Origin of the sequence: Bacillus sp. SRB_8, from assembly GCF_003264205.1 — a bacterium.
Lineage (GTDB): Bacteria > Bacillota > Bacilli > Bacillales > Bacillaceae_G > Bacillus_A > Bacillus_A mycoides.
Genome location: NZ_NADT01000020.1, coordinates 1 through 26570 on the forward strand (window position 1 = coordinate 1; position 26570 = coordinate 26570).

28 protein-coding genes and 4 pseudogenes are annotated in these 26570 nt (G+C 35.6%); 8 read left to right on the forward strand and 24 right to left on the reverse strand.

What is annotated here, in order from left to right:
- Positions 1–233 precede the first annotated feature (233 nt).
- The 7 genes and pseudogenes from B5P40_RS18280 to B5P40_RS18305 form a co-directional block, all read right to left on the reverse strand.
- Positions 234–683: pseudogene (locus B5P40_RS18280) on the reverse strand (CPBP family intramembrane glutamic endopeptidase); the annotation flags it as partial.
- A 511-nt stretch (positions 684–1194) separates the two neighbouring features.
- Positions 1195–1290, reverse strand: a pseudogene (locus tag B5P40_RS18285) (YjcZ family sporulation protein); the annotation flags it as partial.
- A gap of 293 nt (positions 1291–1583) precedes the next feature.
- A complete protein-coding gene (locus B5P40_RS18290) occupies positions 1584–2564 on the reverse strand; it encodes an alpha/beta hydrolase (RefSeq protein ID WP_002128358.1) in 981 nt (326 codons plus the stop codon).
- 182 nt (positions 2565–2746) lie between these two features.
- Positions 2747–4114, reverse strand: a complete 1368-nt coding sequence (locus B5P40_RS18295) for a sensor histidine kinase (protein WP_113709577.1) — start codon at positions 4112–4114, stop codon at positions 2747–2749.
- Positions 4111–4785 carry a response regulator transcription factor gene (locus B5P40_RS18300; RefSeq protein ID WP_002142571.1) on the reverse strand — a complete coding sequence of 225 codons (675 nt, stop codon included), beginning with the start codon at positions 4783–4785 and terminating at the stop codon, positions 4111–4113. The genes B5P40_RS18295 and B5P40_RS18300 overlap by 4 nt, the downstream gene beginning before the upstream one ends.
- Positions 4786–5171: 386 nt before the next feature.
- Positions 5172–5406 (reverse strand): annotated as a pseudogene (locus tag B5P40_RS33570) (GNAT family N-acetyltransferase); the annotation flags it as partial.
- A 156-nt stretch (positions 5407–5562) separates the two neighbouring features.
- Positions 5563–6450, reverse strand: a complete 888-nt coding sequence (locus B5P40_RS18305) for a LysR family transcriptional regulator (protein WP_113709578.1) — start codon at positions 6448–6450, stop codon at positions 5563–5565.
- 142 nt (positions 6451–6592) lie between these two features.
- Between B5P40_RS18305 and B5P40_RS18310 the strand changes: the two genes are divergently transcribed.
- The gene (locus B5P40_RS18310) at positions 6593–7351 is read left to right on the forward strand and encodes an NAD-dependent epimerase/dehydratase family protein (RefSeq protein ID WP_002014092.1); all 759 of its coding nucleotides are present in this window, start codon (positions 6593–6595) and stop codon (positions 7349–7351) included.
- A 115-nt stretch (positions 7352–7466) separates the two neighbouring features.
- On the opposite strand, the gene B5P40_RS18315 is transcribed toward B5P40_RS18310, so the two are convergent.
- The 3 genes from B5P40_RS18315 to B5P40_RS18325 all read right to left on the reverse strand — a co-directional run bounded on the left by B5P40_RS18315 (position 7467) and on the right by B5P40_RS18325 (position 8866).
- Positions 7467–7724, reverse strand: coding sequence for a DUF3963 domain-containing protein (locus tag B5P40_RS18315; RefSeq protein WP_078176689.1), 258 nt, complete (start codon positions 7722–7724; stop codon positions 7467–7469).
- Positions 7725–7890: 166 nt separating this feature from the next.
- Positions 7891–8400, reverse strand: a complete 510-nt coding sequence (locus B5P40_RS18320; RefSeq protein ID WP_078176688.1) for a phage tail protein — start codon at positions 8398–8400, stop codon at positions 7891–7893.
- A complete protein-coding gene (locus B5P40_RS18325; protein WP_044438798.1) occupies positions 8387–8866 on the reverse strand; it encodes a GyrI-like domain-containing protein in 480 nt (159 codons plus the stop codon). The genes B5P40_RS18320 and B5P40_RS18325 overlap by 14 nt, the downstream gene beginning before the upstream one ends.
- A gap of 110 nt (positions 8867–8976) precedes the next feature.
- Here B5P40_RS18325 and B5P40_RS18330 point away from each other — a divergent pair, with 110 nt between their 5' ends.
- Complete coding sequence (locus tag B5P40_RS18330) at positions 8977–9939, forward strand: helix-turn-helix transcriptional regulator (RefSeq protein ID WP_002128365.1); 963 nt, start codon at positions 8977–8979, stop codon at positions 9937–9939.
- 292 nt (positions 9940–10231) lie between these two features.
- On the opposite strand, the gene B5P40_RS18335 is transcribed toward B5P40_RS18330, so the two are convergent.
- The 7 genes from B5P40_RS18335 to bla2 all read right to left on the reverse strand — a co-directional run bounded on the left by B5P40_RS18335 (position 10232) and on the right by bla2 (position 18501).
- A complete protein-coding gene (locus tag B5P40_RS18335) occupies positions 10232–11551 on the reverse strand; it encodes an aromatic amino acid transport family protein (RefSeq protein WP_002128366.1) in 1320 nt (439 codons plus the stop codon).
- A 1156-nt stretch (positions 11552–12707) separates the two neighbouring features.
- Entirely contained in the window at positions 12708–13457 is a 750-nt protein-coding gene (locus tag B5P40_RS18340) for an ABC transporter permease (protein ID WP_113709579.1), read from the reverse strand.
- Positions 13458–14219, reverse strand: a complete 762-nt coding sequence (locus tag B5P40_RS18345) for an ABC transporter ATP-binding protein (protein WP_113709580.1) — start codon at positions 14217–14219, stop codon at positions 13458–13460.
- A gap of 168 nt (positions 14220–14387) precedes the next feature.
- The gene (locus B5P40_RS18350; protein WP_002014108.1) at positions 14388–14729 is read right to left on the reverse strand and encodes a DUF1048 domain-containing protein; all 342 of its coding nucleotides are present in this window, start codon (positions 14727–14729) and stop codon (positions 14388–14390) included.
- A 75-nt stretch (positions 14730–14804) separates the two neighbouring features.
- Positions 14805–15125, reverse strand: coding sequence for a PadR family transcriptional regulator (locus tag B5P40_RS18355; RefSeq protein ID WP_002128372.1), 321 nt, complete (start codon positions 15123–15125; stop codon positions 14805–14807).
- Between the two features lie 582 nt (positions 15126–15707).
- On the reverse strand, positions 15708–16994 hold the full coding sequence (hcp, locus tag B5P40_RS18360) for a hydroxylamine reductase (RefSeq protein ID WP_002137545.1): 1287 nt from the start codon (positions 16992–16994) through the stop codon (positions 15708–15710).
- Positions 16995–17727: 733 nt separating this feature from the next.
- Complete coding sequence (gene bla2 / locus B5P40_RS18365; protein WP_088290941.1) at positions 17728–18501, reverse strand: BcII family subclass B1 metallo-beta-lactamase; 774 nt, start codon at positions 18499–18501, stop codon at positions 17728–17730.
- A 187-nt stretch (positions 18502–18688) separates the two neighbouring features.
- Here bla2 and B5P40_RS18370 point away from each other — a divergent pair, with 187 nt between their 5' ends.
- The gene (locus B5P40_RS18370; RefSeq protein ID WP_041867995.1) at positions 18689–18961 is read left to right on the forward strand and encodes a DUF3784 domain-containing protein; all 273 of its coding nucleotides are present in this window, start codon (positions 18689–18691) and stop codon (positions 18959–18961) included.
- Positions 18962–18990: 29 nt separating this feature from the next.
- Here B5P40_RS18370 and B5P40_RS18375 read toward each other — a convergent pair whose 3' ends face one another.
- Complete coding sequence (locus B5P40_RS18375; protein WP_002128376.1) at positions 18991–19272, reverse strand: hypothetical protein; 282 nt, start codon at positions 19270–19272, stop codon at positions 18991–18993.
- 280 nt (positions 19273–19552) lie between these two features.
- Here B5P40_RS18375 and B5P40_RS18385 point away from each other — a divergent pair, with 280 nt between their 5' ends.
- On the forward strand, positions 19553–19747 hold the full coding sequence (locus B5P40_RS18385) for a hypothetical protein (protein WP_002087600.1): 195 nt from the start codon (positions 19553–19555) through the stop codon (positions 19745–19747).
- A 110-nt stretch (positions 19748–19857) separates the two neighbouring features.
- On the forward strand, positions 19858–20895 hold the full coding sequence (locus tag B5P40_RS18390; RefSeq protein ID WP_113709581.1) for a serine hydrolase domain-containing protein: 1038 nt from the start codon (positions 19858–19860) through the stop codon (positions 20893–20895).
- Between the two features lie 48 nt (positions 20896–20943).
- Here the strand turns inward: B5P40_RS18390 and B5P40_RS18395 are convergent, their stop codons facing one another.
- The 5 genes and pseudogenes from B5P40_RS18395 to yeiL form a co-directional block, all read right to left on the reverse strand.
- Positions 20944–21192, reverse strand: coding sequence for a hypothetical protein (locus tag B5P40_RS18395; RefSeq protein ID WP_113709582.1), 249 nt, complete (start codon positions 21190–21192; stop codon positions 20944–20946).
- Positions 21193–21489: 297 nt separating this feature from the next.
- A complete protein-coding gene (locus tag B5P40_RS18400) occupies positions 21490–22524 on the reverse strand; it encodes a flavin-containing monooxygenase (RefSeq protein WP_002033399.1) in 1035 nt (344 codons plus the stop codon).
- 131 nt (positions 22525–22655) lie between these two features.
- Positions 22656–22833: pseudogene (locus B5P40_RS34060) on the reverse strand (metallophosphoesterase family protein); the annotation flags it as partial.
- 42 nt (positions 22834–22875) lie between these two features.
- A complete protein-coding gene (locus B5P40_RS18405; protein WP_002033400.1) occupies positions 22876–23229 on the reverse strand; it encodes a glyoxalase superfamily protein in 354 nt (117 codons plus the stop codon).
- Positions 23230–23242: 13 nt separating this feature from the next.
- Positions 23243–23935 carry a transcriptional regulator YeiL gene (gene yeiL / locus B5P40_RS18410; RefSeq protein WP_113709583.1) on the reverse strand — a complete coding sequence of 231 codons (693 nt, stop codon included), beginning with the start codon at positions 23933–23935 and terminating at the stop codon, positions 23243–23245.
- A 134-nt stretch (positions 23936–24069) separates the two neighbouring features.
- Here yeiL and B5P40_RS18415 point away from each other — a divergent pair, with 134 nt between their 5' ends.
- The 3 genes from B5P40_RS18415 to B5P40_RS18425 all read left to right on the forward strand — a co-directional run bounded on the left by B5P40_RS18415 (position 24070) and on the right by B5P40_RS18425 (position 25554).
- Positions 24070–24492, forward strand: coding sequence for a DMT family transporter (locus B5P40_RS18415; RefSeq protein WP_098168560.1), 423 nt, complete (start codon positions 24070–24072; stop codon positions 24490–24492).
- 13 nt (positions 24493–24505) lie between these two features.
- Complete coding sequence (locus B5P40_RS18420) at positions 24506–24970, forward strand: DMT family transporter (RefSeq protein ID WP_002014128.1); 465 nt, start codon at positions 24506–24508, stop codon at positions 24968–24970.
- Between the two features lie 104 nt (positions 24971–25074).
- Positions 25075–25554, forward strand: a complete 480-nt coding sequence (locus B5P40_RS18425) for a hypothetical protein (protein ID WP_113709733.1) — start codon at positions 25075–25077, stop codon at positions 25552–25554.
- 41 nt (positions 25555–25595) lie between these two features.
- Here the strand turns inward: B5P40_RS18425 and aiiA are convergent, their stop codons facing one another.
- Complete coding sequence (gene aiiA / locus B5P40_RS18430) at positions 25596–26348, reverse strand: quorum-quenching N-acyl homoserine lactonase AiiA (RefSeq protein WP_002190270.1); 753 nt, start codon at positions 26346–26348, stop codon at positions 25596–25598.
- Positions 26349–26570: the final 222 nt, after the last annotated feature.

The window sequence follows — 26570 nt, forward strand, 5'->3', positions numbered from 1 at the left end:
TTAAGTTGATGGATGTGGGGTACCGCCACATCGCTATCAAGCTAATAAAAAAGAAATGCCCCCTAGAATGAAAAAAACGCCATCCTTTCCTATGATTCTACAGAAAGAATACCGTATTTTTTCATTTTAGGGGAATAATTAATCTCTTAAGTTGATGAGCATGCAGCAAGCCCCTTTAAAGGTAATATTGTGGTACCAGGCTGCCCTCTATACTGAAAAGGTAATATCACAACTCAAATTGCTATATTTATTTCCTGTCGAATACACTCTTTTTTATTAGCACGTTTCCATAAATATATGGTGTAGAAGAATAAAATTGCAATAATAATATATACAAAAAGCGACGAGGCTTGAACATTCCCCATAAAATTAAAGAAATTATTAAAAGCGTGGAAAGTAATGGTGATAATAATTGATTGCTTATTTACGATAAGTAAGGACAGAACAAGTCCAACTAAAAATGCATATATGATTTGTAAAATGGTATCTTTAATAGACTGCCCACCAATTAGTTGTAATAAATGGGGGATACCAAACAAAAAACTTGAAATCAAAACTGATTTTTTTATCCCCTTTGAAAACAACATTTTGAGCATAAATCCACGAAAAAAGATTTCCTCAATAAATGCAACAACAAAAAATTGCATGATAAACATAAAAAATAAGTCAGATACCGATGTGGTGAGACCCCATAAAGAAAAGACACCCTAAGGTGCCTTCCTCCGACTTGAACCACTTTAATTTAATAATATGTATTGGACATTAAGTAAACACGTCCTATAAAACAGAATCATTTATTTTCAACAGATTGTTAGTGTACAAATACAAGAGAATCGAGATCGTTTGTTTGGCTAGATTAAAGCAACGCCACACCACACCTATATGGTTGAGATGTGTTACGCCTTCTAATCGGAGAATCAGCTTTATAGAACGTGTCCACAATTTATATTTTACTACATGTAATATTTATTTTATGTATTTTTTACAAATATGTATAATTACATAAAATTCACGAGAAAAAGAGAGTATACTTTGATATTGTGTAATAAAGATAAGGTCCACCTACGGAAATAGGTGGGTTTTTTGTTAGGCATTACTATCTCATTGCACAAAAGGGAATTTGCATGAAAATAATATCATATTCTTAGAGTTCTTATATTGAGAAAAAAGACACTCTTATGAGTGCCCCTTTTTTTAGTAACCGAATCCGCCGCTACCGCCGCCCCAACAACTACATCCTATAATGATTAACAGGATGAATAGAACGATCAGTAAAGCAAGTCCGCCACCTAACTGTTTACGCTTAAAGACTAAAGTTACCTTTAGCCCTCCAAGACTCGCTACGAGCGAACGGCTAGTTCTTACTCGACGGGAATCCCACCCGTTATATGATACGACCTAGGATCGGCCGCACACCTACCTCGTTAGTTAATATGAAAATGAAACCCAATGTCTTTCAGGCGAAAGTATAATCTTGGTTTGGAAATATACAACTGTTTGGACATAAAAAAGACCATCGAAATGATGGTCTTGCAGACTGTAGACAAATGCATAAAATAACGAATGAACCTTTCTCTGAACACTTACTTTACTTCTTTCATAAATAGTCTAACGTTTTCAGCGATTTCTTTGAATTTGGTATGGTGTAAATAATGTGATCCATCCATGGTTACTACTTTTCCATGTACCGAGTCTTTGATCTGCCCTTCATGCAGAGGTATCCATCCTGCTACATCTTCATTATTCGCTTGTACAAAGAGAAGAAGTGGGAGATATTTAGGGAAGATTAAACCTTGAGCCCCTTTAAAATTAGACGAAATATGATCCATCTCATTCAAGGTTGTGTCATTATACATGTTTTTATTCGAAATCATTTTCATTTGCTCTACGGTTTTTTCATCAAATGCCAGTCCAGCATAGGGGTCAGCACTGATTTTCATAGCCAATCTTAAGAGACCTGATTTTTTGAGATATGCAAACGTTTTTAATGGGAAATTGATATCCATACCCGGTTGTGTTGCAACACTGCTATCGATTCCGACAAATGCAGTCACCTCGTTTGGATATTTGTTCACATAATCAATTCCATAAATGCCTGTAATGGAGTGGCCCATGAGCATGTATCTGTTAATATTAAGCTGCTGTAGAGCTTCATGAACTTCACTTACCATATTCTCCGTGGTTCGCTCTTTTACAGTTTCATCACTTAATCCATAACCGAAAGGCTCTACCGCAACAACTTTGTAAAATGGAGATAATTCATCGATAAGAAGCTTAAAATCAAGCCCTGGAGTAGCTGTTCCATAACCAGGCAGGAGCACGATCGTTTCCTCGCCCTCGCCTTGAATTAACACATTCATGTTTTTCCCGTCTACAGATACGTGCTGCCCGTAGGGCACTATTCGTTTTTGCTCCGAATGACTACTCATCACATTTACGATATAAACAATACCTAAAAAAAGTACAATGACTAGAACGATTGCTCCTATGATTTTAAGTAAGATGTTTCGCACTTTCTTTATTTTCATTCCCCTCAGCGTTTTCTTTTCCTCTTGTTGTGTCACTTTCATCTTCTCCTGTCCTGATCTGTTTGCCTTCCTTCATGTGCCTGTAATGAAAACTTAACCAATGAAGATGTACTCACCATGACGACAATATGAACTGAATATGAACTGCCAAAAAAAATGCTACGGCTCTATATGCAAGTAAGCTTGCATATGAGTCGTAGCATAGAGAATGAATCTAACTAATCTGTTGGTGTAGTGATTGGCAAGTTGACAATGAAGGTCGTTCCTTGACCAAGTTCACTTTTCACTCGGATGTCACCTTGATGAAGCGACACGATCTGTTTAACGATAGCGAGTCCCATACCACTTCCGTCATACTTACGACTGTGGGAACGATCGGCCTTAAAAAAACGCTCGAATATACGCTTCTGGTCGTCAAGGTGAATACCAATACCAGTGTCGGATATTAGGATTGTCACGTTTTTGATATCTTGTTTGATGCTTACGTTAATCACGCCGGCATCCTCAGAAAATTTGATGCTATTTCTGAGGATATTCGTCCATACCTGATTTAACAGGTCATGATCAGCCGTTACTTTAACTGTCTGTAAATCAAGCTCGAAATGTATATCGCGAGCAGACCATTGTGGCTGGAGCGCCACGATTATCCGTCGGATTTGTTCATCGAGGCTGAGTGTGACGAGCCGCAGTTGCTTTGACTGCGATTCAAGAAAACTCAGCTTTAGCAGGCTATCGCTCATTTTGGACATCCTTTTCGCTTCAGCGATGATAATATCAAGATAACGGCTTCGTTCGTATTCTGAAAGGTCAACTTGCTTAAGCACTAGAGCATAACCGGATATCGAAGTGAGCGGAGACTGAACCTCGTGCGACACGTTCGTTACGAATTCCCTGCGCATCTGCTCAAGTTGCTGCAGATCGTGCATCATTTCTTCGAAGCTGCGAGCCAAAGTACCCAGCTCACTCGTTTGCTTAATATTCAACTTGACGTTGAAATCTCCAGATGCTATCCGCTTGGTCGCTTTTGTCAGCTTTTTTATCGGTCTTACCAGGAATACAGAGGCAACTAGAATCAATAAGCTTCCTGCAATCAACGAACATGTTGCAAAGACCAATGCCCACTTTGTGACAAAAGAGGCTGAAGGAGGGGCGAGCGCTTCCAAAAATATCGCTTTCGTTCCCATTTCCGTTTTCAACGGCAACCCTAAGAGGACCGTGGCAATACCATTAGGAGTGTCCTGAACAACACCTCCATCTAATACTTTCTTTAGTTGCTCCATCGTCACAGGCGCAGGTTTGTGTCCGTGAAGTTTACCGTAAGACTTGAACTGACCCGTTGCTTCGTAAATTCGAATATAATAAGAATCGAGCTGCTTCATTTCACTTACGAACAAGTCCGCTTCACGTAACGGAAAGGTCTTGTAAATCCGGACGATGTCTTGGCCAAAGTTACGTGAGTTGATTTGAGCGTTTTCGTTCAATTTATCTTCGAATATCCAAGTTGACACCAAAAAAGAAATGATCGTGCCCCCGATGATGGAGACTAAAAATGTCAGGACAACACGTATATATAAGGATCTGATCATTCATAAACCTCAAGCCGATACCCAAGCCCGCGCACCGTTTCGATCCGAAAATCGTGTGTTGTCGCGAACCGTTCACGCAGCCGTTTAATATGTACGTCTACCGTTCGATCATCTCCGGCGTAATCGATACCCCAAATCTGATCGATCAACTGCACGCGCGTATAGACTTGTCCGGGTGTTCCAGCGAGCTTATACAGCAATTCGAACTCCTTTAGCGGCAACGTAAGCGACTCCGTCCCTTTCATCACTTTATAGGTCTGTCGATCAAGGATGACGTTCCCTAAATGGATCGTCTGCGTGGAGCCAATCTTGTATCGTTTGAGTAGTGCCCTAACACGAACCGTCAACTCTAACGGATCGAATGGTTTGGTTAAATAATCGTCCGTCCCAAGTTCGAAACCTTTCACTTTCTCCCATGTTTCTCCTCTCGCAGTCAGCATAAGTAAAGGTAGATCAGGATTGGCTCTTCGGAGCTCCTTGCTTAACGTCCAACCATCCATAATCGGCATCATAATGTCAAGTACGACAAGATCGACATTCGTTGAGATGTAGACGGCCAGTGCTTCCTTGCCGTCCGCTGCTTCAGCTGTTGCGAATCCGTCGTTGCGTAGAAATAAACAGACGAGTTCGCGAATGTTCGCATCGTCGTCAGCAACTAGTATAGTAGGCATCGGTTCCCTCTTTTCCCTGTTTTCCACCGCATTATTTCAAGCAATCATTATACTATAAATTAACACGTATGTTGATTAACCAAAGTAATACAGTTTCTTGATTTATCGACCTGTAGAATTCAAGTGTTTCTTTCGAACTAATTTGCCACTCAATTGACAAGGCTTCACAAAGAAACAGGCATGTGAAACCTGCAAATGACAAGCGTTTATTTTGTCTTTTGGCCTTGTGCACGAAGAAATTTCAGCAAAGCATAGGCAATTATAGCTGTGAATAACTGATTGAACAACGCATTGGATGTTGTGCCAAACAATACGGGAACGTTCAAATTCAGCTAAATCCAGCGGAAAAATGATTCAATTACCCAGCGCGATTTGTACATGGCGGCGATTCCTTCGGACAGATAGATTGATAGAACACATATTCCCCAAACTACTCCAGTAATTACACCATCTGAAATAACACGTCCCATACCCACTAATTATTTTTCATCAAATGCGTATGGCGTATCAACTTTGATTGCACATTCGTTCCAAATCATTACTTGTTAATTTAAGTGAATTCCATCATAAAGATTCATATAGGTTTAGTAATTAGTCAAAGTTATTAGGGTATTCTGTCATATAATTTATATATTACTATATAATTACCTCCTGATTTTCGTATATTATAGTTCTACATCGACACATAATATATAACTTTTTCTCATTGCCTATTGAATTAATCTGCTCCGTTCAAGAAGAACCATATCAGTTTAAATAACTCAGATTTTGGCAAAATTAAATTGATTCAAATGATACCCACCTTTTAGTAATCTCAGAAAATTTCTTAGTCGCGAGTGAGGTTGGTTTTCTTATAGCTAATCCAATAGTTCGATAGCTATCACTTTCAAGTGGAATTGCTGCAAAAGAAATTTTTGATGTCGGTATAATCATTTCTGGCAATATACTAATTCCTAGATTATTCTCCACCATGGAGATCACTGAGTATTCATTCATATTTTCGAATCGAATATTGGGGCTAACTTTATTCTCCCTAAATATTTTTTGAATATCATCATAACACTGATATGTTGGCATAATAAAAGGTACATTTTCTATTTGTTGCATTGATACTTGGTTTTCCTTACATAATGGGGATTGGTTAGATACAACACATAAAAGTCGATCCCTCTTCAATTGTACGATTTCAAAGGATTTTTCAAAGGATTTAAAGTAAGTATCATTATTAATAAATCCACAATCTAATCTCCCGTTTTGTAACCAATTCTCAACCTCAGCATAGTTTCCTTCCAGTAATTCGATTTCAATATTTGGAAACTTCCCCTCCATTTTTTTAAAAATACCAGGAATCCAGTTTTTAGAAATACTCGAAAAAACCCCCACTCTTACTGTTCCTTTTTGGAGCCCATTGATAGCGGCTACTTCCTGCTTCAGCATGTTGTTATAGTATAAAATTTTCCGAACGGTAATTAAAAGCTCCTCTGCATTTTTGGTCAATGTTAAAGTAGAGTGATTACGAATAAATAAAGGAAAGGAAAACTCTTTTTCCAAACTGCTAATTGCATGACTTACAGCAGATTGGGTGAAACCTAACACTTCTGCAGCTTTTGTAAAACTATTGAGTTCTGCCACTTTGTTAAATATTTCATATTTTGTTAAAGTCACTATGGTCCTCCTCATGAATTTTATTCATGTCTCCATTATATTTCTTCGTTTTATTTAATGCCATTACCAACATACAATAAGTGCATGCTCTATTATATGACCCTTGACAAGGGATGTATTTTTTATGGAAGGATGAAGTGAAATGCAAAAAATTTTAGTTACAGGTGCTGCAGGTAAGATTGGCCAAGATGTTACAAGATTCCTAGATAAGCAAGGGAATTACCAGTTACGGCTAGCAGATATTAACTTATCTGCTTTAGAAACTTTTAAAGATACAAATCATGAAATCATATATTTAGATGTTTCTGATTTAGCTGCTTGTCAAGAATTTACGAAAGGTATAGATATAGTTATACACTTGGCAGGTAATCCTTCGCCAAATGCTGATTTTTATGGCTCCTTATTAGAAAATCATATAAAGGGAACCTATAATATTTTTAGAGCTGCTAGTGATAATAATGTATCCAAAGTGATAGTTGCTTCCAGTGCTCAAACAATTGAAGGCTATCCTTTGGATTATCAACCACATGCTTATTCACCCACGAGACCCAAAAATATGTACGGGGTAAGTAAGTGTTTTGCAGAGGCTGTTGCTTCTTATTTTGCTTATGAAGAAGGGTTACAAAGTCTTGCTATTCGTATAGGTGCATATGATGATTATAATCCATATGGTAAACCACTAACAGCTAGAGATATGAGTGCATACTTAAGCCCAGAAGATTTTATGGACCTTCTCTTAAAGTCGATGACGGCAAAGAACTTACCTCCATTTTCAATTTTACATGGTGTATCTAACAACAGGTTTAAACGAATTGATATTGAAGGAACAAGAAAGTTAGTTGGTTATAGCCCAAGTTCTGATGCTTTTGTACTAAGTGGTATTAAATTCTTTGATTCTTGATAAAGGCATATCTAGAAAAGATATTATATTATAGTAGGCGCTACCATGATCTGGTTGGCGTCTTGTTTGTTGTTAAGGAAAGATAACAAAACAAAATTTCCTTAATCACAAGGCTTTAAAAGTAACCTATCCATAGTGATATTAAAGTTACTACTAACAGGGCAAGAAGAAATGTGATATTTCGAATCCACTTTTGTATATCATCAAAATACCGTTCTATAAATGCAACGTTGATATAAAACATGATAAATACAACAAAGAAGGTTAAGTTACCAAATTTATCATTCAATTTTTCATTAGTAAATGTGCTTACATGAAGGAATAGTAAAGCAAAAGTTACTAAGAATAACTCAAATAGCCTTTTTTTGCTCACGCCACCACCACCCTACAGTAATTTCCTTTCGTTCTATTTTATCTGAACGTAGTGTGTAGCAGACTATGAATATTATACTTATGTAAAAAAAGGCTAACAATTCAAGATTGTTAGCCTTAATCGCGCCTTTTAAAAGAATAACTCAATACAACAAATGACTGATTCTTCAACTTGCAATATATTCTCCTTTAATTACAAAAAACGAACCTCGAATTGTTCCAGCAAGTTTAGACTTCTGTCTAGCAAACTTAAACTTCTCTACTAACTCCGTTGGTATCTCCATTCCCTCAGAAAGCTTAAATCCAACAGCCCGCTTCTTTGGGTTATCCAGCGTATACATAACGTTGACTGCAAGGCCATCCTCATAGAAGACATAGGCAAATTTAATATTTTCCACTTGAAAACACGATGTTTCTAAAGGTTTTGCCGCAAACTCAATATCACGTTCTTCTTTCAAAATGCGGTTCACATAATCAAGAGTCTTCTCGCTTTCACTAGCTGGTACAACCGTAAATTCATGCTTGTATTTATTCATAAAGTAACGTGCTTCATGAGCACGTAAACCAGCAAGTGCTTCTGCTACAGGTGAAGACTCCATGCCAGCTGTAGTTACGTTTTTAAAATCAACGATATCGGACAATTCCATCTCTCCTTTTAATACTTTACTTCCTAACAACTGGAATCCATATTTCACCAAATACTGAGCCGTTTCGCTGCCCCATCTCAACTGTTGTATTTGGCCCACCAACATAGGCAAAATCTTTTACTTCTGCTAATGCTTGACCAAATGCAATACCAGTAAGCTTATTACTTAGCTCCTCAGCTGTATTGCCTTCACCTTTAACTACTAGGTATTCTCCCCTCGGAAACTGGATAACTCTAGATTCTTCTTGTATCGTTGCCTCTGTCATGACACCAGCGTAATACATCATCTTGTTATTCACCGCTTCACTCACAGAAAAAATGTAATCATTTGTAGCTAAAGCTTTTAAAGTGTCCAACCTTCCATCTTGTTCGACGGCCAGCCAAAAGTCTGCCTTTTCCTTGTTTATGCCCGCAAAGTCTGTATAGTGGCTCTTAAGTTCAGTTCCAATACCTAACACGATAAAGCTATCTTTTTCTTCTATTGTATAATTTTTCATATTTAAAACCTTCCTCACTTTTAAATTAATCAAACGATTTATCTTTTCACTTGATGAGTTTATAATATCTTTAAATCATGTCAAAAAATGATACTGTTTAGGAGACCAACATGAAAAAAGTTGAACGGATTAATACGATCATGCGGTACATTAACAACCGCTCCCACTTTACAATTTCTGAAATCATACGAGAATTTAACATCTCACGATCGACAGCTATTAGAGACATTAGAGAAATTGAAGCCATGGGGATGCCGCTCGTCGCTGAAGTTGGCAGGGATGGAGGATATTTTGTCATGCATAACTCTATCTTGCCCGTTGTTCGCTTTACTGATAATGAGGTCAAAGCTCTTTTTATTGCCTTTATGGCCACAAGAAATCAACAACTTCCCTATCTAAAGAGTCGTCAGTCTTTAGCCGAAAAACTACTAGGACTCATCTCAGAAATCCAGCAGGATGACCTTGTTCTTTTAAATCAAATCTTGCTTTTTGAAGGAACTAACCCTCATAATCCTGACCTACTTGAGCTTTCTGACCTCCCCCATCCTATGTTAGAAAAACTCATCCAAATCCTTCTTTTGGATAGTCATTTATTGATTACCGTAAAAGAAGAGGAAGAAATCAAGTCTTATCCAATTTATCTACTACACCTTTATCAAGAAAAAAGCCATTGGATAATTGAAGCCTTTGACATAAAAGAAGAAAAAAAGAAGATGCTCCCTGTCGATCATCTCATCAATGTCGAACCCTATACGACGAAAAAGAGATTAAGTAAGAAAAAAATTTTAGAAAAACTAAGTAAGAAGGACGAGGCAATCAACCTTGTACTTGAACTTGGTCCAAAAGCGATTGCCCAGTTCAAAAAATACCATCCTATAAAAATTTCTATTTCCTATACTAATCCTTACCAATCCACAGCCATTCTAAAGACTTTTATCAATGTTAACAATCTCGATGAATTAACAGAAATAACAAATTGGCTACTTTTCCTAGGTAAAGATATCAAAATCAAGGAAGTGCCTGAAGAAGTGTTAGAAGGTTTAAAAGAGAGATTATGTTTATACTGCCCATAAGCAGTGACCAGTTAAACCCAAAATAATATTGAGTTTGACTAGATGCCAGTTACTTCTATTCAAATACCTAGTAAAAACATTTTATTTACTACCGCTACTTTAAACGCTCTTCTAGTAATAACGCCAACACAAAAAAGACATGAACTAATCTTTGTTCATGTCTTTTTATATTAGAGTTTAACCCTCATTAAATTACTTGTTTAAAATTCGAATGTGGATTTATCTTATCCATAATCTCTTTCATTCTTTATTCATATCCCACTATTTTAGCACTTGAACTAACAATAACGAATTAGAATAATGACTTAATACTTGCTAGGACAGTAAGTATACCTACAACAATGACAAACACATTGCTCATTTTTCCTCTGTATTTAGCTAGTACTGGTACTTTACGAATCGCATACATTGGTAATAGACATAAGATAGCAGCAACTAACGGACCGCTAAGAGAATCAATGATTCCAAGAATACTTGGATTTGCATAAGCAACATACCAGCATGTTAATACGACAAAAGAAAGAATCATTGTCTTAACTGTTTTTTCTTCGATAGCTTTTCCGCGTGTTTTTCCAAACTTGATAATTACGTCACGCATTACCTCATATGCCCCTATATAATGGCCAAGGAAAGACTTTGTAATAGCCACAAAAGCAATGATAGGAGCTGCAATAGTGATTACAGGCGAATTAAGCTCATTAGCAAGATATGAAAGGATCGATAAGTTCTGCTCTTTTGCCATTTTAAGATCCTCTGGAGTCAAACTCAATGTACTGCTCCAGACGAAGAACATAACAACCACGAATGTCATGATATAACAAACCTTTTGTATTTGTGCACATTTGGCATCAGTAGCTTCTATTCCATACGTAGCCCTCTGTTTCACAACGAATGATGAAATCATAGGTGAATGATTAAATGAGAATACGATGATTGGTAGTATCATCAATATCGTTCCAAAATATCCTGTTCCTGTTGAAGCAGTAGAAACACTTGAAAAACTAAGCATTGACGTATTCCACTGCGGGATCAAAGATATTGCGATAAAAAGTAAAGAAGCTATGAAAGGATACACTAGCATACTCATGATCTTTACAGTAATATCTTGACCAAAATTTAGTATAGCGATAAGACCAAGCACTAATACAAGCGATAAAATGGCCCTTGGAGGCTCCGGCATGTGCAATTGATGCACGATAAAACTACTTGCAGTATTTGTAAGCGCAACCGAATACATCAGTACGATTGTATAAATTGAGCCGAAATATACTATGTTAAAAATGATACTTGCCTTATTTCCGAAATACTCTCTAATTGTACCTGTAATCCCCTGATCAGCAGAATTAGAAGCGTATATCATTTTAGCAAGCGCCCTATGTGAGTAATACATAACAGGAAATGCAAGTATCGTAATTAACAGTAATGATAATAAACCACCTGAACCTGCATTAATAGGTAAAAAGAGTACTCCTGCTCCAATTGCTGTTCCAAAAAGGCTCAATGCCCAAGTAGTATCTTGTTTATGCCACTTTTTAGGATCTAGATAGTTCTCATTTTTCACTGCATTATTTTCAGCTTGAAATTCTATTTTTTTTGCAGTATTCCCATTCATATAATAAATCCCCCTTGTATCCTATTCTTACGTCTCTTTTTAGGCTTAAGAATATAGACCATTCTTAAAAAATGAACCGCTTACTAGATGCGCCATATTGTAAACGATTCCACCTAAAGCTGTCTCTCTTAATGTGCGAGGCATTTATCCTCCAACCCTATACTTACCATTGATGATATTGTTTACACCAGCTAATACGATGTCCGCTGCTGCTAAACTATTTTGAAGAAATCCCCCTTCTGGTCACACACCTTTCTGTAATTAATCGTTTCAGTCTGTCCAATTTTAAAATGTTTGATATTTTCTTCGTAGGTAATCGGTTACCTCTCGACGCCCTCATTATAACGTTTATATTTGCGAGTCTAATATTTTTTTATTTTTAGAAAGACAGAATAAACAGAATTATGAATAGATAATAAATTACAATTGGTATGTAGCAATTGTGTCTATTTTTTGAAGCTGTATTAGTTAATAGAAAAGTAAACATAATACAGAGTTCCTTTCGTTAACACATTGATTATATTAGGAACTCGTTATAAAGATACTTATATTTCCCTTTGCTTTCACATCTTATCTTTGACATGAAGCTGTTGTAATAAATAATACACATTGATGTAAAGGAATAAATTTAGAAAACATAAAATTATTCCCACGAATTTTTATTACATATAAAGAATTAATATTCATTTTTCAGAAAAGAAGAACTTTTCCAAAGGAGCCTACGCACCTTATATAATGGTTATCATGTTGAGCCTGTTAAAAGAATTACACCATAAGTTTCCATTTACTATATGTAATATTTATTAAGTGTAGTTTTTTCTAAATATGCATAATTACATATTTAGAAAAAGAGAGTATACTTTCGAATTGTGTAGTAAAGATATAGCCCACCTACGGAAATAGGTGGGCTTTTCATGTATAAAAATTGCATTTATTATATGGCAATTAGAATTGAGGGCAAAATATTATCTCTTCCCTTTTAACTCTCTCAGTCTGCTTTTTCTCAACGTCTGAGCCTACTTACGTACCAACTGCATAACCAGTAAGAATACTAACAATTATAGCAATAACTAAGATTAATGTGATTTAAATCCATTTTCCCATATATATATTATTCCAGAAGGTTTAGTTGCCATTGTGCACCGAACTGGTGGTGTTACCCTAACTGACGTTTAAATGCTTTGCCGGCGAAGAAGTAAGCGATAACCATAATGCCCACACACCAAGCAAGTGCAATCCAAATATCGTTGCCAACAGCCCCTTCATATAAGAGGGCACGAATCGCATTCACGATTGAAGTCACAGGCTGGTTTTCAGCGAACGCACGAACAATTTTTGGCATAGTTTCGGTAGGAACAAAGGCCGAACTAATAAAGGGCAGAAAAATTAGTGGGTACGAGTAGGCTGTCGCCCCTTCCATAGACTTCGCTGTCAACCCAGGAATGATAGCCAACCATGTCAGCGCCAGCGTAAACATCCCGAGTATTCCAGCTACCGCGAGCCAATCCAGAATATTAGCACTGGAACGGAAGCCCATTAAGAGCGCAACAAGAATAACCACCACGATAGTAAGCACATTAGCAACAAGTGATGTTAATACGTGAGCCCATAATACCGACGAACGCTTGATAGGCATAGTAATGAAACGTGCCATCAGCCCGCTCTTTACATCCGTAAACAACCGTACGGAAGTGTAAGCGACACCGGATGCGATAGCCATCAGCAAGATTCCCGGCAATAAATAATTGACGTAGTTATCCGTTCCTGTCTTTATGGCGCCGCCAAATACGTAGACAAACAACAGCATCATCATAATCGGCGTAATCGCTACCGTAATAATTGTATCCGGACTGCACATAATGTTGCGCATTAAACGCCCTAATAATACCCCTGTTTTGCTCTTCATTTACATCTCCTCCTTTTTGCCAATGATCGCAAGGAAAATTTCTTCCAATGTCGGCTGCTTCTCGATATACTCCACTTTTGTTGGCGGGAACATCTCTTTAAGTTCTGTAAGAGTACCAGTCGTAATAATTTTTCCGCCATGCAAGATAGCGATACGGTCCGCCAGTTGTTCGGCTTCCTCGAGGTACTGGGTCGTGAGCAAGATGGTTGTGCCGCCGCCGGCAAGTTCCTTGACGGTATCCCACACTTCAATCCGCGCTTCGGGGTCAAGCCCTGTCGTCGGTTCATCGAGAAAAATGACTGCTGGCGTCCCAATCAAGCTCATGGCGATATCAAGCCGGCGCTTCATCCCACCTGAGTACTGGTCTGCCCTCTGGTTGGCTGCATCAGTCAGGCTGAATCTTGCAAGCAAATTATCAGCAACTTGAGCAGGACTAGAAACTCCACGCAAATTGGCAATCATTATCAAGTTTTCTCTCCCCGTGAGCATACCGTCTAAAGCTGCAAACTGCCCTGTCAGACTGATACTTTGACGAACATGATCCGGTTGACGCTGAACGTCAAAACCACAAATACCTACTTCGCCGCCATCTTGCTTCAGCAGCGTCGAGAGGATATTGACTATCGTCGTCTTGCCCGCTCCATTTGAGCCCAGCAGTGCGAAAATGGAGCCACGCTGCACTTCAAAATCTACCCCTTTTAACACTTCCTTATCTTTAAAAGATTTTTTTAATCCTTTTACAGAAATCGCTGTATTGGTCATACTTTTTTCCTCCTTAAAAAATGTTTTGTAAAGATAGACTGCCTACACCCTCTATTTAGTATTACTGATAATCTGTATTACTTAGTACTGATTTAAAAATATAACTGAATAGCAATGGCGTCAATTCACATTTGTAACCAGCTAATCAGTCGGTATTACCTGTTGCATTTATTTTTTTCTCAATTGCTTCATGATACTTTCATTCAAATCTTCACGATACTTGGAAACATAAGTTTTAGCGTTTGCCACTAGTTCGTCAGCAAAGGATGCCACGTCCTCCCCAGTGATTTCTAGCACTTGTCTGCCTTCCGCCGCACCGGCTTCAAACAAATCGATTAGTTCATACTGTATGTGTAGCATATCCATCCCGTTACCAGCTGAGAAATTCCACATGTAGTTTTGAATTTTCTTAAACACAAACTGATAGTCCTCTGGCAGAGCTCCAACCCGTGCCATCATCATTTTGTACTCTTTTTTATCACCAATTAATTTTTTGAACATTTCCAACATATTATTTTTCCTCCTTTTTTATAAAGCAGAACAAGAAACTCCCAAAATATCGGCCGAATATTTAATCTTATGAGGCTAGTTTGACTTCAAGACGTTAATTTTTGATGATACAAAATCCCATTTTCTCCAAAACAATTCAAGCTCCTGACGGCCATCCTCATTTAGTGAATAAAACTTGCGAGGCGGCCCCATGTCTGACGGTTTCTTTTCAATATTCACAAGTTTTTTCTTCTCTAATCGCACAAGGATGGTATAGACCGTTCCTTCCACGACTTCAGTAAACCCAAGCTCATTCAGGTGGCGGGTAATCTCATAGCCATAAGTTTCACGGCGGCTAATGATTTCCAGAACACATCCTTCCAGCGAACCTTTCAGCATTTCAGTTAAATTTTCCATATTCTGATCCTCCTTTACCCCCTATTCTGTCTGACTTATATTCAGTATCACAGAGTACTAAAGCTAATTTTTACTGAATAGCTTTTGAGAAACCTCACTATTCAGTATTACTTATTACAACTACATTGTATGACTAAGTAGATGGAATGTCAACTCGATTTTTAAATTTTTTCTTAAATCCGCTTTTACCTCTTGGATACTGAATATATTTTTAAAAACTACGCTATTCAGTATTACTCATTACCACTACATTGTATGACTATGTAGATGGAATGTCAACTCGATTTTTAAATTTTTTCTTAAATCCGCTATTATCTATTGGATACTGCCTATTTTCTTCTTAAGAAATCTCACCACATACCTATCCAGCTAAGAAAAGGAAATACCCAAAACAAAAATTCCGCATTTTTATTTTGGGCGTTATAATATTCCGAAGTTAATGAATGTGGATAGCTCTCCTTATTAAAAAGACGGATCATTTTTTTGTTCTTCTACTAATGCACCTGTGCATCTAATACATGAGCTTGCGAATACATACAAACTCTTTATAAAGTCAACTCTACATATAGGACATCCTTTTTGTTACGATAACATCATATTCATATCTTCTGCTGCGGTTGTAATTAGTTTTAAACCGAATGTCTCTTGTAATACATCAAGCACACCAGGCGAAATAAATTCAGGTGCCTTTGGACCAATGCGAATATCTTGAATACCAAGACTAAATAGCCCAAGTAAAATGGCAACCGCTTTTTGTTCAAACCATGATAAGACAATACTCACTGGCAATTCATTCACTTCACATTGGAAAGCATCTGCTAAAGCGGCCGCTATTTTCACTGTAGAAATTGAATTATTACATTGTCCTAAGTCAATGTAACGTGGAATCTCCGTACCGGGCACAACACCATAACTTACATCATTAAAGCGGAATTTCCCGCAAGAAGTTGTTAAAATAACCGTTTCTGGCGGAAGTGACGTTGCTAATTCACGATAATATTCTCCGCCTTTTCCCGGAGCATCACAACCTGCGATGACAAAGAAACGCTTAATCTTTCCTTCTTTTACTGCATTAATAATTTCCGGAGCTAATGATAATACTGTATTATGATGAAACCCTGTTACTAACTGCTCATCCGACTCCATATGTACTTCTGGAAGTTCAAGCGCTTTTTGAATCAATGGTGCAAAATCATCATTTTCAATTTTTTGTACACCCTCTAAACCTGCAATATCATATGAAAAGAATCGATCAGAGTATGATCCTTTAATTGGCATAACACAGTTCGTTGTAGCTAATATGGCACCTGTAAATTTTTCGAAAAGGCGTCGTTGATCATACCATGCCTTACCGATGTTTCCTTTTAAATGTTTATATTTTTTCAGTTGTGGATATCCGTGTGCTGGTAGCATTTCAGAATGCGTATAAATATTAATTTCTTTTCCTTCTGTTTGCTTTAATAACTCTTCTAATGCAAATAAATTATGACCAGTAACTACAATTGCCTTACCTTCTACATGGTTCTGCGTAATTTGAACAGGCTCCGGAACACCAAAGTGATTCGTATGTGCCTCATCTAATAACTCCATTACTCGTAAAGCCGATTTCCCTACTTTCATAGCCATATCAATATGTTCTTGTTCATTAAAGTTAGAATTTGTTAATGTCATATATAGCGCTTCTTGAGTTGTAGCATCTACAAATGCATCTGTATACCCTAGCTGAGCAGCATGAGTACGATAAGCAGCAATTCCTTTTAATCCAAACACAATCGTATCTTGTAAACTTGCAATTGTTTCATTCTTACCACAAACACCCATCACTTTACATCCGCCTGTTGGCGTTTGTTCACATTGATAACAAAACATATCATCCCACCCTCTCCCAATCATTCGTTACAAATTAAGCATAATACCCATTGAGAAAAAGGGATGTGATATCAATCACAATAATATATATAAATTTGTGCCAGTTCATATTGTTGACATAATATTTTTATTGACATCAAAAAAACATACAGAAAAATGGACAACTTTGTTGATGCTTTCAAATAGCTAGATAATTGATTTAGAGAACTATTAGCAACTAATAAGCATACAAAAACGCTATTCTATCATTCAACAGAAAGAATAGCGTTTTTTCATTTTGAAGAACTATCAATTTTTTGATTAAAGATTTTATAGGAAACCTCTTTATTTACAATACATTTACACCATCTTAACATTTTTTACATTATTTATATGATATATTTATATAGAAACTACTTAAGAAATTTCATGTACATTGTTATCTTTATAATCTCTTAACTGATTGATAAGAGATTATGTTATATTTTCATACCAGGGGTGAATTAGGATGACTGAAACTTTAAAGACACTTATAATGCTTGATGTTACTTACGTTGTTATAGCAATTATGACGGTACTGGTATTTGTATACTTGGAATTAAAATCTCAGTAACTTATGCAGGCGTAATCAATAGCTTCGGCATTTCAATATAGTTAAAAGAAAAAGAGGAGGAAATAGTTTTCTCCTCTCTTTTGTATTCCAAAAATTTCTTAAATCTACAATTCGCTTCATTATTACTTTATTTCTTGTTTCTTATTTCAACAAATTCAGTGTATGTAAAAGCAATCCTTTATCACCTACATCACCATGACCAGGTACTACGGAATTCGTATTTCCATATCGGTTCAATACATTCTCAATCGATATCGACCATTCATTTACATATGCATCAGCAACATTCCCTAAATCTTTAGCTTCCGCAGATTTCACTAAACAGCCTCCAGCTAAAATGTTGTATTGCGGTAACCATACGACAATATTATCTTCTGTATGCCCTTTCCCTGGATAGAACGTTTCTACTTTTATATTTCCAAACTTCATATTCGTAATTGTTTGTAAGTCTCCAAGTGGCTCTTCATATCCATTTTTCTTTGCTAGTTCCGCAGTTAATGCTGTACTATGCGCTTTAATGCCTCTTTCTTTCAACGTTTTTATCCCGCCAATTCGATCAGCATGCGCATGCGTAATAATAACATCCGTTACGCGCTTCTGAAATTTCTTTTCTACCATCTCTATTAGTTCCTTCGTTAACTTATCATCCCAAGAAGAATCGACAAGCACTAACCCTTTAGAAGTGTTAAGAACTAGACCGTTCGAAGGAACTGCTACTCCATTAAAATAACCTAACTCAGTATGAACCCATACATTTTTGTTTAACTGAGAAATTGAAATAGTTCCTGTCTCATTCTTTATTACTTTTTTCTCTAGCTTTTGTTCCGCTTTCACAGAAGAAATTGTGCTAACAAATTGAATTGTTCCTAGTAAACTAACACATACCCCTACTTTTAATAATGTATTCTTTTTCATTTTCTCCACCCTTTCTTTCAAACTAAATAGTTATTACCTATATTAGACAATTCGTCTCAAATGTTTGTTCCATCTTTTTTTACATATTTTTCATACCATTAATAAAAAGCGCACAAAATTCTGTACGATTTAAAACTTAACCTTCCTTTTTTCTATTAAACTTAAAATCACCATTGTATTTTGTTAAATAATAACATTCATACTAGCCATCATTTCATTTGCACTAGCTTATTTCATCGGAGTAAAACAATACACTTGGCTCTTATCAGGATTCAATGAACGCCGTGTACCTGACAAAGTGAAGTTATCAAAAATAGTTGGTCTTTATAATTTAATTGCTGGTGTTATTGCCACAATTGGCAGTGTCTTCATTACTCCTAATGTTAAAATTATATTTCCCATCATTATTATTGGCCACGTTATAATCGCTGCTTATGTAAATACACGTATGGTTCAGTAAAAAAAGACCATCCAATTGGATGATCTTTTTTATAACTTATCAACATATTGCTTCGCTTCTAACAATGAAAATCCAAAAGCCTCTCTTACTCTCTTAATTGCTGTAACTGTTTTTCCTTCTTCCACAAGCTGGCGTAATTCTTTATTAATTTCAGGTTCTCTATCTACAATTCCCATTTCTTTCGAAATTAATTGTAATCTATCTTCCATCCTCTTTAAACGCGTATCTGTTTTCTTTTCGATTTTATTTAATTTTTCAGCGAGATACATAAATCCAAAGGCCGCTATCGGTATGACAATCCAAAATTCCAAGACTGTTCCTCCTCACTAGCATTGTTTTATTTAAGTAACTTATGTAAATTTTACCACAAGACACATTTAATGTATAATAGTAATATACAACATTGTTGATAAAGTGAAACTTTAATCAGTGGGGGTTTTGTTCGTCCCCCACTGATTATTAGTCTTCACCAATCGGGCGTTTACGGGCAGCCCGACTCCCACCTAACTTCTTTGCCCAGTCGAATTTTGAGGTGGGAGTTTTACTACCCGTTAATGCGGGATAAAACCTTTTATTTTAGGGGGACACTTTATGAAAAGATTTTTTAAGACGTTACTACAATTTGTAGTTCTTTCAATTGCACTACATTTGTTATTTGATATAGTTGGTTGGCTTGTTTTCAATGCACCAATTAAAAACAAACAAATCTTTATTTCCTTTATAACAGCCTCATGGCTTATGTACATGTACAGAGATAAATTTTTTAAAGCATTTACTTCGAATTAACTTACACTAAGAAAACACTTCATCGATAAAAGATGAAGTGTTTTCCTTTTCTCTCTATTTACTACTGTATAATAAAGTTAATATTCTGTTTTTAAAAGAAAGGAGTCACTATGAACTTAAAAAGTAACAATATATATGAGAAAATGAACCAATATTCTGTTGCAGGGTTAAGCTTTGCCGTTATACGTGACGGTAAACTTGATGAAGCTACTGCTTTCGGAACACTTGAATCTGGAACAACTAGAACTGTCACTACGGATTCCATATTCAATTCTTGTTCTATTAGCAAATTCATCACTTCAATGCTTGTACTAACGTTATCAGATCAAGGAATCGTATATTTAGATGAAGACGTAAATGATAGACTCACATCTTGGAACATCCCTACCACTCTATTTACTTCACAGAAAAAAGTCACGCTGCGAAACTTATTAAGTCACCAATCTGGAATTATTGATCCTCCCAATAGTTTTGAACATTATAAGCTAGTGCAAGGAATACCTAAAATCCCTGAACTTCTTGCTGGTAAAACATTATATTGCCCAGTACCTATAGAAGTAACTTATGCACCAGAAAGCCAATTCCACTACTCTGACGCAAATTTTTGTATTATCGAACTACTACTTGAAAATATAACTGGAAAACGATTCAACCTTTTACTTGAAGAATATATCTTTCAACCACTTCAACTGAAGAATAGTACGGTATTCCCTACTGAAGATATAAATAAATTAGATACATTTGCTTGTGGACATAATAAAGATGGCACCGTTACAAATGAGAAGTATCCATTTTATCCATTCGCAGCTGCTTCAGGCATTTGGACAACACCAACTGACTTATCAACTTTAATTATTGAAATCATTCAGTCCTTACAGGGAAATAGCAAACTGGAACTTTCTCAAAAAACAGTACAAGATATGATTTCTCCTCAAGGATGCACCAAATGGACTGGGTTAGGTGTTTTTCTAGAGTATTCTAATGAAGACTTACAAATTCATTCACTTGGCTGGGGTGTTGGATTTCAATGTATGATGGTATGTAATCCATACCGAGGTAATGGCGCTGTTATTATAACGAACTCGGATTTAGGTGTTCATCAAAAGGATGGGATTATTGGTGAGATTTTAAAAATGTTATCCTTATAATTAACGAAGTAAAACAAAGAAAGAAGCTGATTCTCCCAGCTTCTTTCTTTATATAACATTTTTCACCACAATTTTAATATGTTCTGGTGCGATAATTTCAGTTATACTTTCTTGGAAATCTTCAAGCAGCAGTTCTTCAATATGCTCTAGCTGCACTTCGACATGTGTGCATTCTAAATTATGTATGTTTAATAGTGCATAATGATCTTTCTTCTTAATTACTAAATATTGATTTTCTTCTGTTATGAGTACAGAACCTAATCGTATTCCTAGTAGACGTTGATCATCAAACTTCACAATTTTTTCCCCTTTCCAACTGCGAATGTAATTACTATACAAAAAACCTAATTTAAGGAAAAGAATCTTATATAGACTATATCATAATTTACTAAAATATAAATATCATATTTTCTTTCAATAGAAATCCCCGTTTTTTTATATATTTCGATACAAAAAACTTTCTCAACAAAAAAATTACAATTTTCAGTTTTTTATTTCATGAAAATCTATTCTACTAAAGCTAATAAACGTTTGAAATGTTTGACCTCTCCTAATTCATGTACATATGGATGATCAGTAGCTGTTGCTACTGATCTATTTTTTGATTTCAGAAAGCAAATACACCGCATCCTTTCCTACACCACAAATAAGCGCAGAACCCCTTTGAGATTGCCACGGCAGTCCAATATAATACAATCCTCTTACTGGACTCATTCCCTTTGTATGATTAGGAAATCCATTCATATTCACTGCCTTTTCTATTTCAATCCATTTATAATCTTGAACAAAACCAGTTGACCATATAATACTTTGTGCACTATACGTGCCACCATTCTGAAACATAATATTATTTCCTGATGCACTTACCACTTTTCCCTGTAGTTTTATTGCTCCACTACGAATAAGTTCCTTACCTTCAAAACCAAAAATGGGATCCTTTCGCTTCTGAAACCACCTTCCTCTCTTTGTATGTATTTCGGCATACAATAAACCCATTTTTTCTAACCAATTAAAAATGCTTTTTCTAAAAAGATATAACGGTAAAAAGGTTAACGGATGACTTATAGACATTGTAACTTCATGAGTTTTTGCAAGTTCTACTGCTATTTGCATGCCTGAATTCCCACCACCTACTACAAGTACTTTTCCCTTTGGAATTTGTAATGGTGATTTATATTGTGATGAATGTATTTGAAAAATATGTGATGAAAGATGTTGTGAAAATGAGGGGATGAATGGTTGCTGAAAACCACCTGATGCGATAATAACTTTTTTCGATTGTAAAATTTCTGTAGGAGTGTGTAATTCAAATATTTCTTTCTCTTTTCTTATTTTTAAAACTTGAGTCTGTAATTGTACCGGCAATTGAAAATACCTTGCATATTCTTCTAAATAAATTGCAATTTCATCTTTACATGGAAATCCATTCCCTTCTCCTTTTAATATCATACCTGGTAAACTACTATATTCCCTTGGTGTGAAGAGCTGCAAAGAATCATAGCGGTCTCTCCAAGAATCGCCAATTCGGTTTCCCGCCTCAAGTAATAAGAAACTATATCCTTCCTGCTTCAAGTAGTATCCCATTGTTAATCCAGCTTGACCAGCTCCAACGATAATTATATCTTTCACTCCAATTCCTCCTTCTCACAAACACATGAATACATGTTCATATGTTCATACGTTTCCATAATCATAACATTTTATTTTTTTATAATTCAATATCTATCCAAAATAAAAAAGAGCAGTTCACTATAAAGTAAACTCCCCTTAATATGTATCATCTCGTTACTCATTAATATTTCAATTGTCCCCAAAGGATCTAACGGCCCATACACACTATCACCTAAATTTATTATCATTTCGAATATCTTTTAATACCACCTTTAAAGCGTGACTATTCCCATGAATATCTGAAATCATCGCTATTTTTCTCTTCATTGTAACCCCTACTTTGATAAATTATTTATAACACCTCAATTTCTAAACCCGTTCCTCATAAAATGTTATTCTATTTAAAAATGGATCAATCACAGTTAATTCAATTGTATCCCAAGGTGTTCTCTCTATATCAGGTTTTGAATACGCATAATCTTTACTTGATAAAATAGCATAATAACTTTTTAAATCCTCTATTTTCACACGAATTGCACCGCCTGGTGAAGCATCCCCATGATGTTCAGATAGATGTATTACAGTATCATTTAACGAAATTTGCATATATAATGGCATATTTTCCTCATACCGATGTTCCCAATCCAGTTTAAACCCTAAAAAATTCAAGTAAAATAACTGAGCCTTTTCAATATCAAAAATTCTAAATATAGGTGTAATCATTTATAATACCCTCCTATTTATAAACATCCGCCGCCAATTCCCGCAAAACATCTACATTCATCACTTCAAAGCAACCATTATTTTTCTTTATAATTTCTTTATCACAAAAAACATTTAATGTACGTAATAAATGCCGATAACTCGTCCCTAACAATTCAGCTATTTCCGTTAAATTCCCACTAAACACAATTCTATTTCCGTGCTGAACCGCCCGTTCCCCTGCTGCTAACATGTAACTCGCAAGTCGATTTTCAAGTGGATACAGTAAATTAATTGTACTATTTTTTGAAAGTCGATTTAATTTATGGGCTAAAGAACCGCAAATACATCTTAAAAATTTCGCATCATGAAATAATTGGTTTCTCACTTTTCCTAAAGGTAGGCCAACACAATATGAGTCTGCCATAACTTGTACGTTTGAGGTGATTCTTTGAGAGTGAATTAACTCTACATCTCCTAGCAACTGCAAACTGTCATAAAAACATAATAATACAGATTTCCCGTTACTTAATGTGTTAAACGCTTTCGCTTTTCCTTCAACAAAGAAATATAAATAATCTATCTCTTCGTTTTCTCTACAAATGAACTCATTCTTTTTAAAAAATATAAGTTCCATATATGGTTTCATATCACTACTAAAAAATGAATCAATATTATTTTGTTTCATATACTCTGCTAATTTATTAGAATTACATACTTTCTTCATAGTCCCCCACCTTTACAACTCATCCCAATTGTAAACAAAATTTTCTTCTTTCACTATGACATATGTCATAGTAATACACAATTTCAGCATGATACAGTCATTACAAATATGAAATATAAAAAGGGGATATTACATTGTATAACTTTCTTTCTGTCTTTATTGGTGTGCTTATTGCCATTATGCTCCCATTGAATGGGATATTATCTGAGTTAATTGGCAAGTATACAGCAAGCGTTGTCATTCATCTTGTCGGTTTAATAGCAGTTATTTTCGTTTTAATCCTTAACAAAAATAAAATCCATTTTGATAAAGGTATTCCACTTTTTTTATATAGCGCTGGGGCAATTGGAGTATTCACTGTTCTTTTTAATAATATAAGTTTCTCTGCTCTTGGTGCCTCTATTACGATTGCATTAAGCTTACTTGGTCAATCCATCGCTTCCATAGTTATTGATCATTTCGGTTTATTAGGAATGAAAGTTTCGAAGTTTGATAAGAAAAAATTAATTGGATTATTATTCATCTCTTCTGGAATTATAGTCATGACAATTTATTAATGGAGGCAAGAAAATGTTATATATTTGTATCGCTATTTTAGCTGGTGTTTCTATCGTTGTTGCTAGAATTATTAACGCGAATTTAGCAAAGGAAATTGGAAATTGGGAAGGCACATTTTTCAATTATATTACTGGATTATTTTTCTCCATGTTATTTTTAATTTTCAGTTCAGATTCGTTGTATATTTCTAGTCATACGTTACAATCCATACCTATCGCTGTATACTTAGGCGGATTAGTAGGCGTTATCGTCATCTCATTATCAAACTATATTACTCCTAAAATATCAGCATTTTATTTAACATTACTCATCTTTATCGGACAATTGTTTACGGGGACTATCATCGATTTCTTCCTGTCACACGAACTATCAACCGGAAAAATTATCGGTGGAATTCTCGTATTAATAGGGCTCACTTACAATTTACTCGTTGATCGCCCTATAAAAACCGTGAAGCATAACCACGTTCAACTATAATACTTTACGCTTACCTATCATATATTAATAGAAAAGCTCTTCACATGAAGCCATAGAGAGGAGAATACCCTATTAAGAAAATCATTTTATTGATAGGTAGCGCATTGATTGTTTTTGGAACCGTATGGTTTTTAAACTCTGGAAAATCTATTCAAGATCTCTATACAGCAAGTAAACCAAAGAAGAAAGCTACTATTATTTCAACTCAAAGAGACCCAAATGCACCTCCTGTTTTTTTAGGAAAGCAGGAAATAAAAGATATACATGTAGAGTCGCTTAAGTCAAAAAAATCTATCTTCCTTACAAAAACAGATGAATTAAAAACATTCATTAACAGTATGGATACAGCAAAAAAAGGCGATTTAACGCTAGATGAAGAAGGTTCTGATTTAGTAGATTGTAACATGTGGATTACTTTCCAAGATGGAACTTATAAACAATATTTAATTTGGATAGTAGATAACAACAGTAGTGAAGTTATGATTGCCCATCAAAACACTCCTGATGACGTAGACCTTACTTATTATCAATTAAATGAAGGTAATTCAAAAAAAGTATATAACTTATTTAAAAAGGTTATTTAATAGAAAAAGTCATGAGCTACTAGGCCCATGACTTTTTCTATTTATATATATTCAGGGAACACTTTACAACTCTTTTCCTGCTCTATATCATGTCCAAAGAAAACAATTGGGTTCTCTTTCCTAACAACTTCTTTTAAACGTTTAATTGAAGATAAAGCTAATTCCGAATCAAATCCAGCGAACGGCACTTCATCTTCAAAATTTTCTTTCGTATACGATGCATCGATCGTTAATAACACTGGGCCAGAGTTCTCTGTCTCAATGAATAGTGACTGATGCCCCGGAGTATGTCCTGGTGTATACAATAATTGAACTCCTGGTACGACTTCATAATCCCCTTCAATGATTTTGTAGTTTAAATTTGGCAAGATACATTCTTTCATATATTCTTCACTATGTTGTGCCGCCTCGTATTCAGCACGCTGCACAATAATCGGTGTATTTGTAAAAGCACCATTTCCTCCTGCATGATCAAAATGTAAGTGAGAACTAATAATATAAAGAAGGTCTTCCGGCTCATAACCAACGCGTTTTAAAATATTCACGATTCTATCTTCTTCAGTCATTTTTGGTAAAATATGTCCTTCAACAAATGTACCGTTAAAAAGGCCTTCATTATTAACCGCACTTTCTGGCATACCTGTATCTACTAAAATAGGTCCTTCTTCAGTCTCCAAAAGATAACACCAAACCGGTAAGTCTAATAATTCCCCTCGTGTTAATGTACTGTTAACAGACGAATGATCCAACATACAACGACCTGCTGGTACGAAATAAAGCTTCTTTACCGTCATTATGTATCCACCTTTACATTTAGTTTTGAATAAAACAATACAGTAAAGAATTCCTCTTGTTAGAAATAAACTCCTTCTCACTTTTCGTTGTTTCAGCTATTATTTTTGAGTCATTCACAAATTCTCCTTACATCGTTAATTACTATTCGTTACTCTCCTAAGAATCGAGAGTAATAAAACCACTGTTTGTATTTTGAAATATGAAAAGGATACAAACTTAAA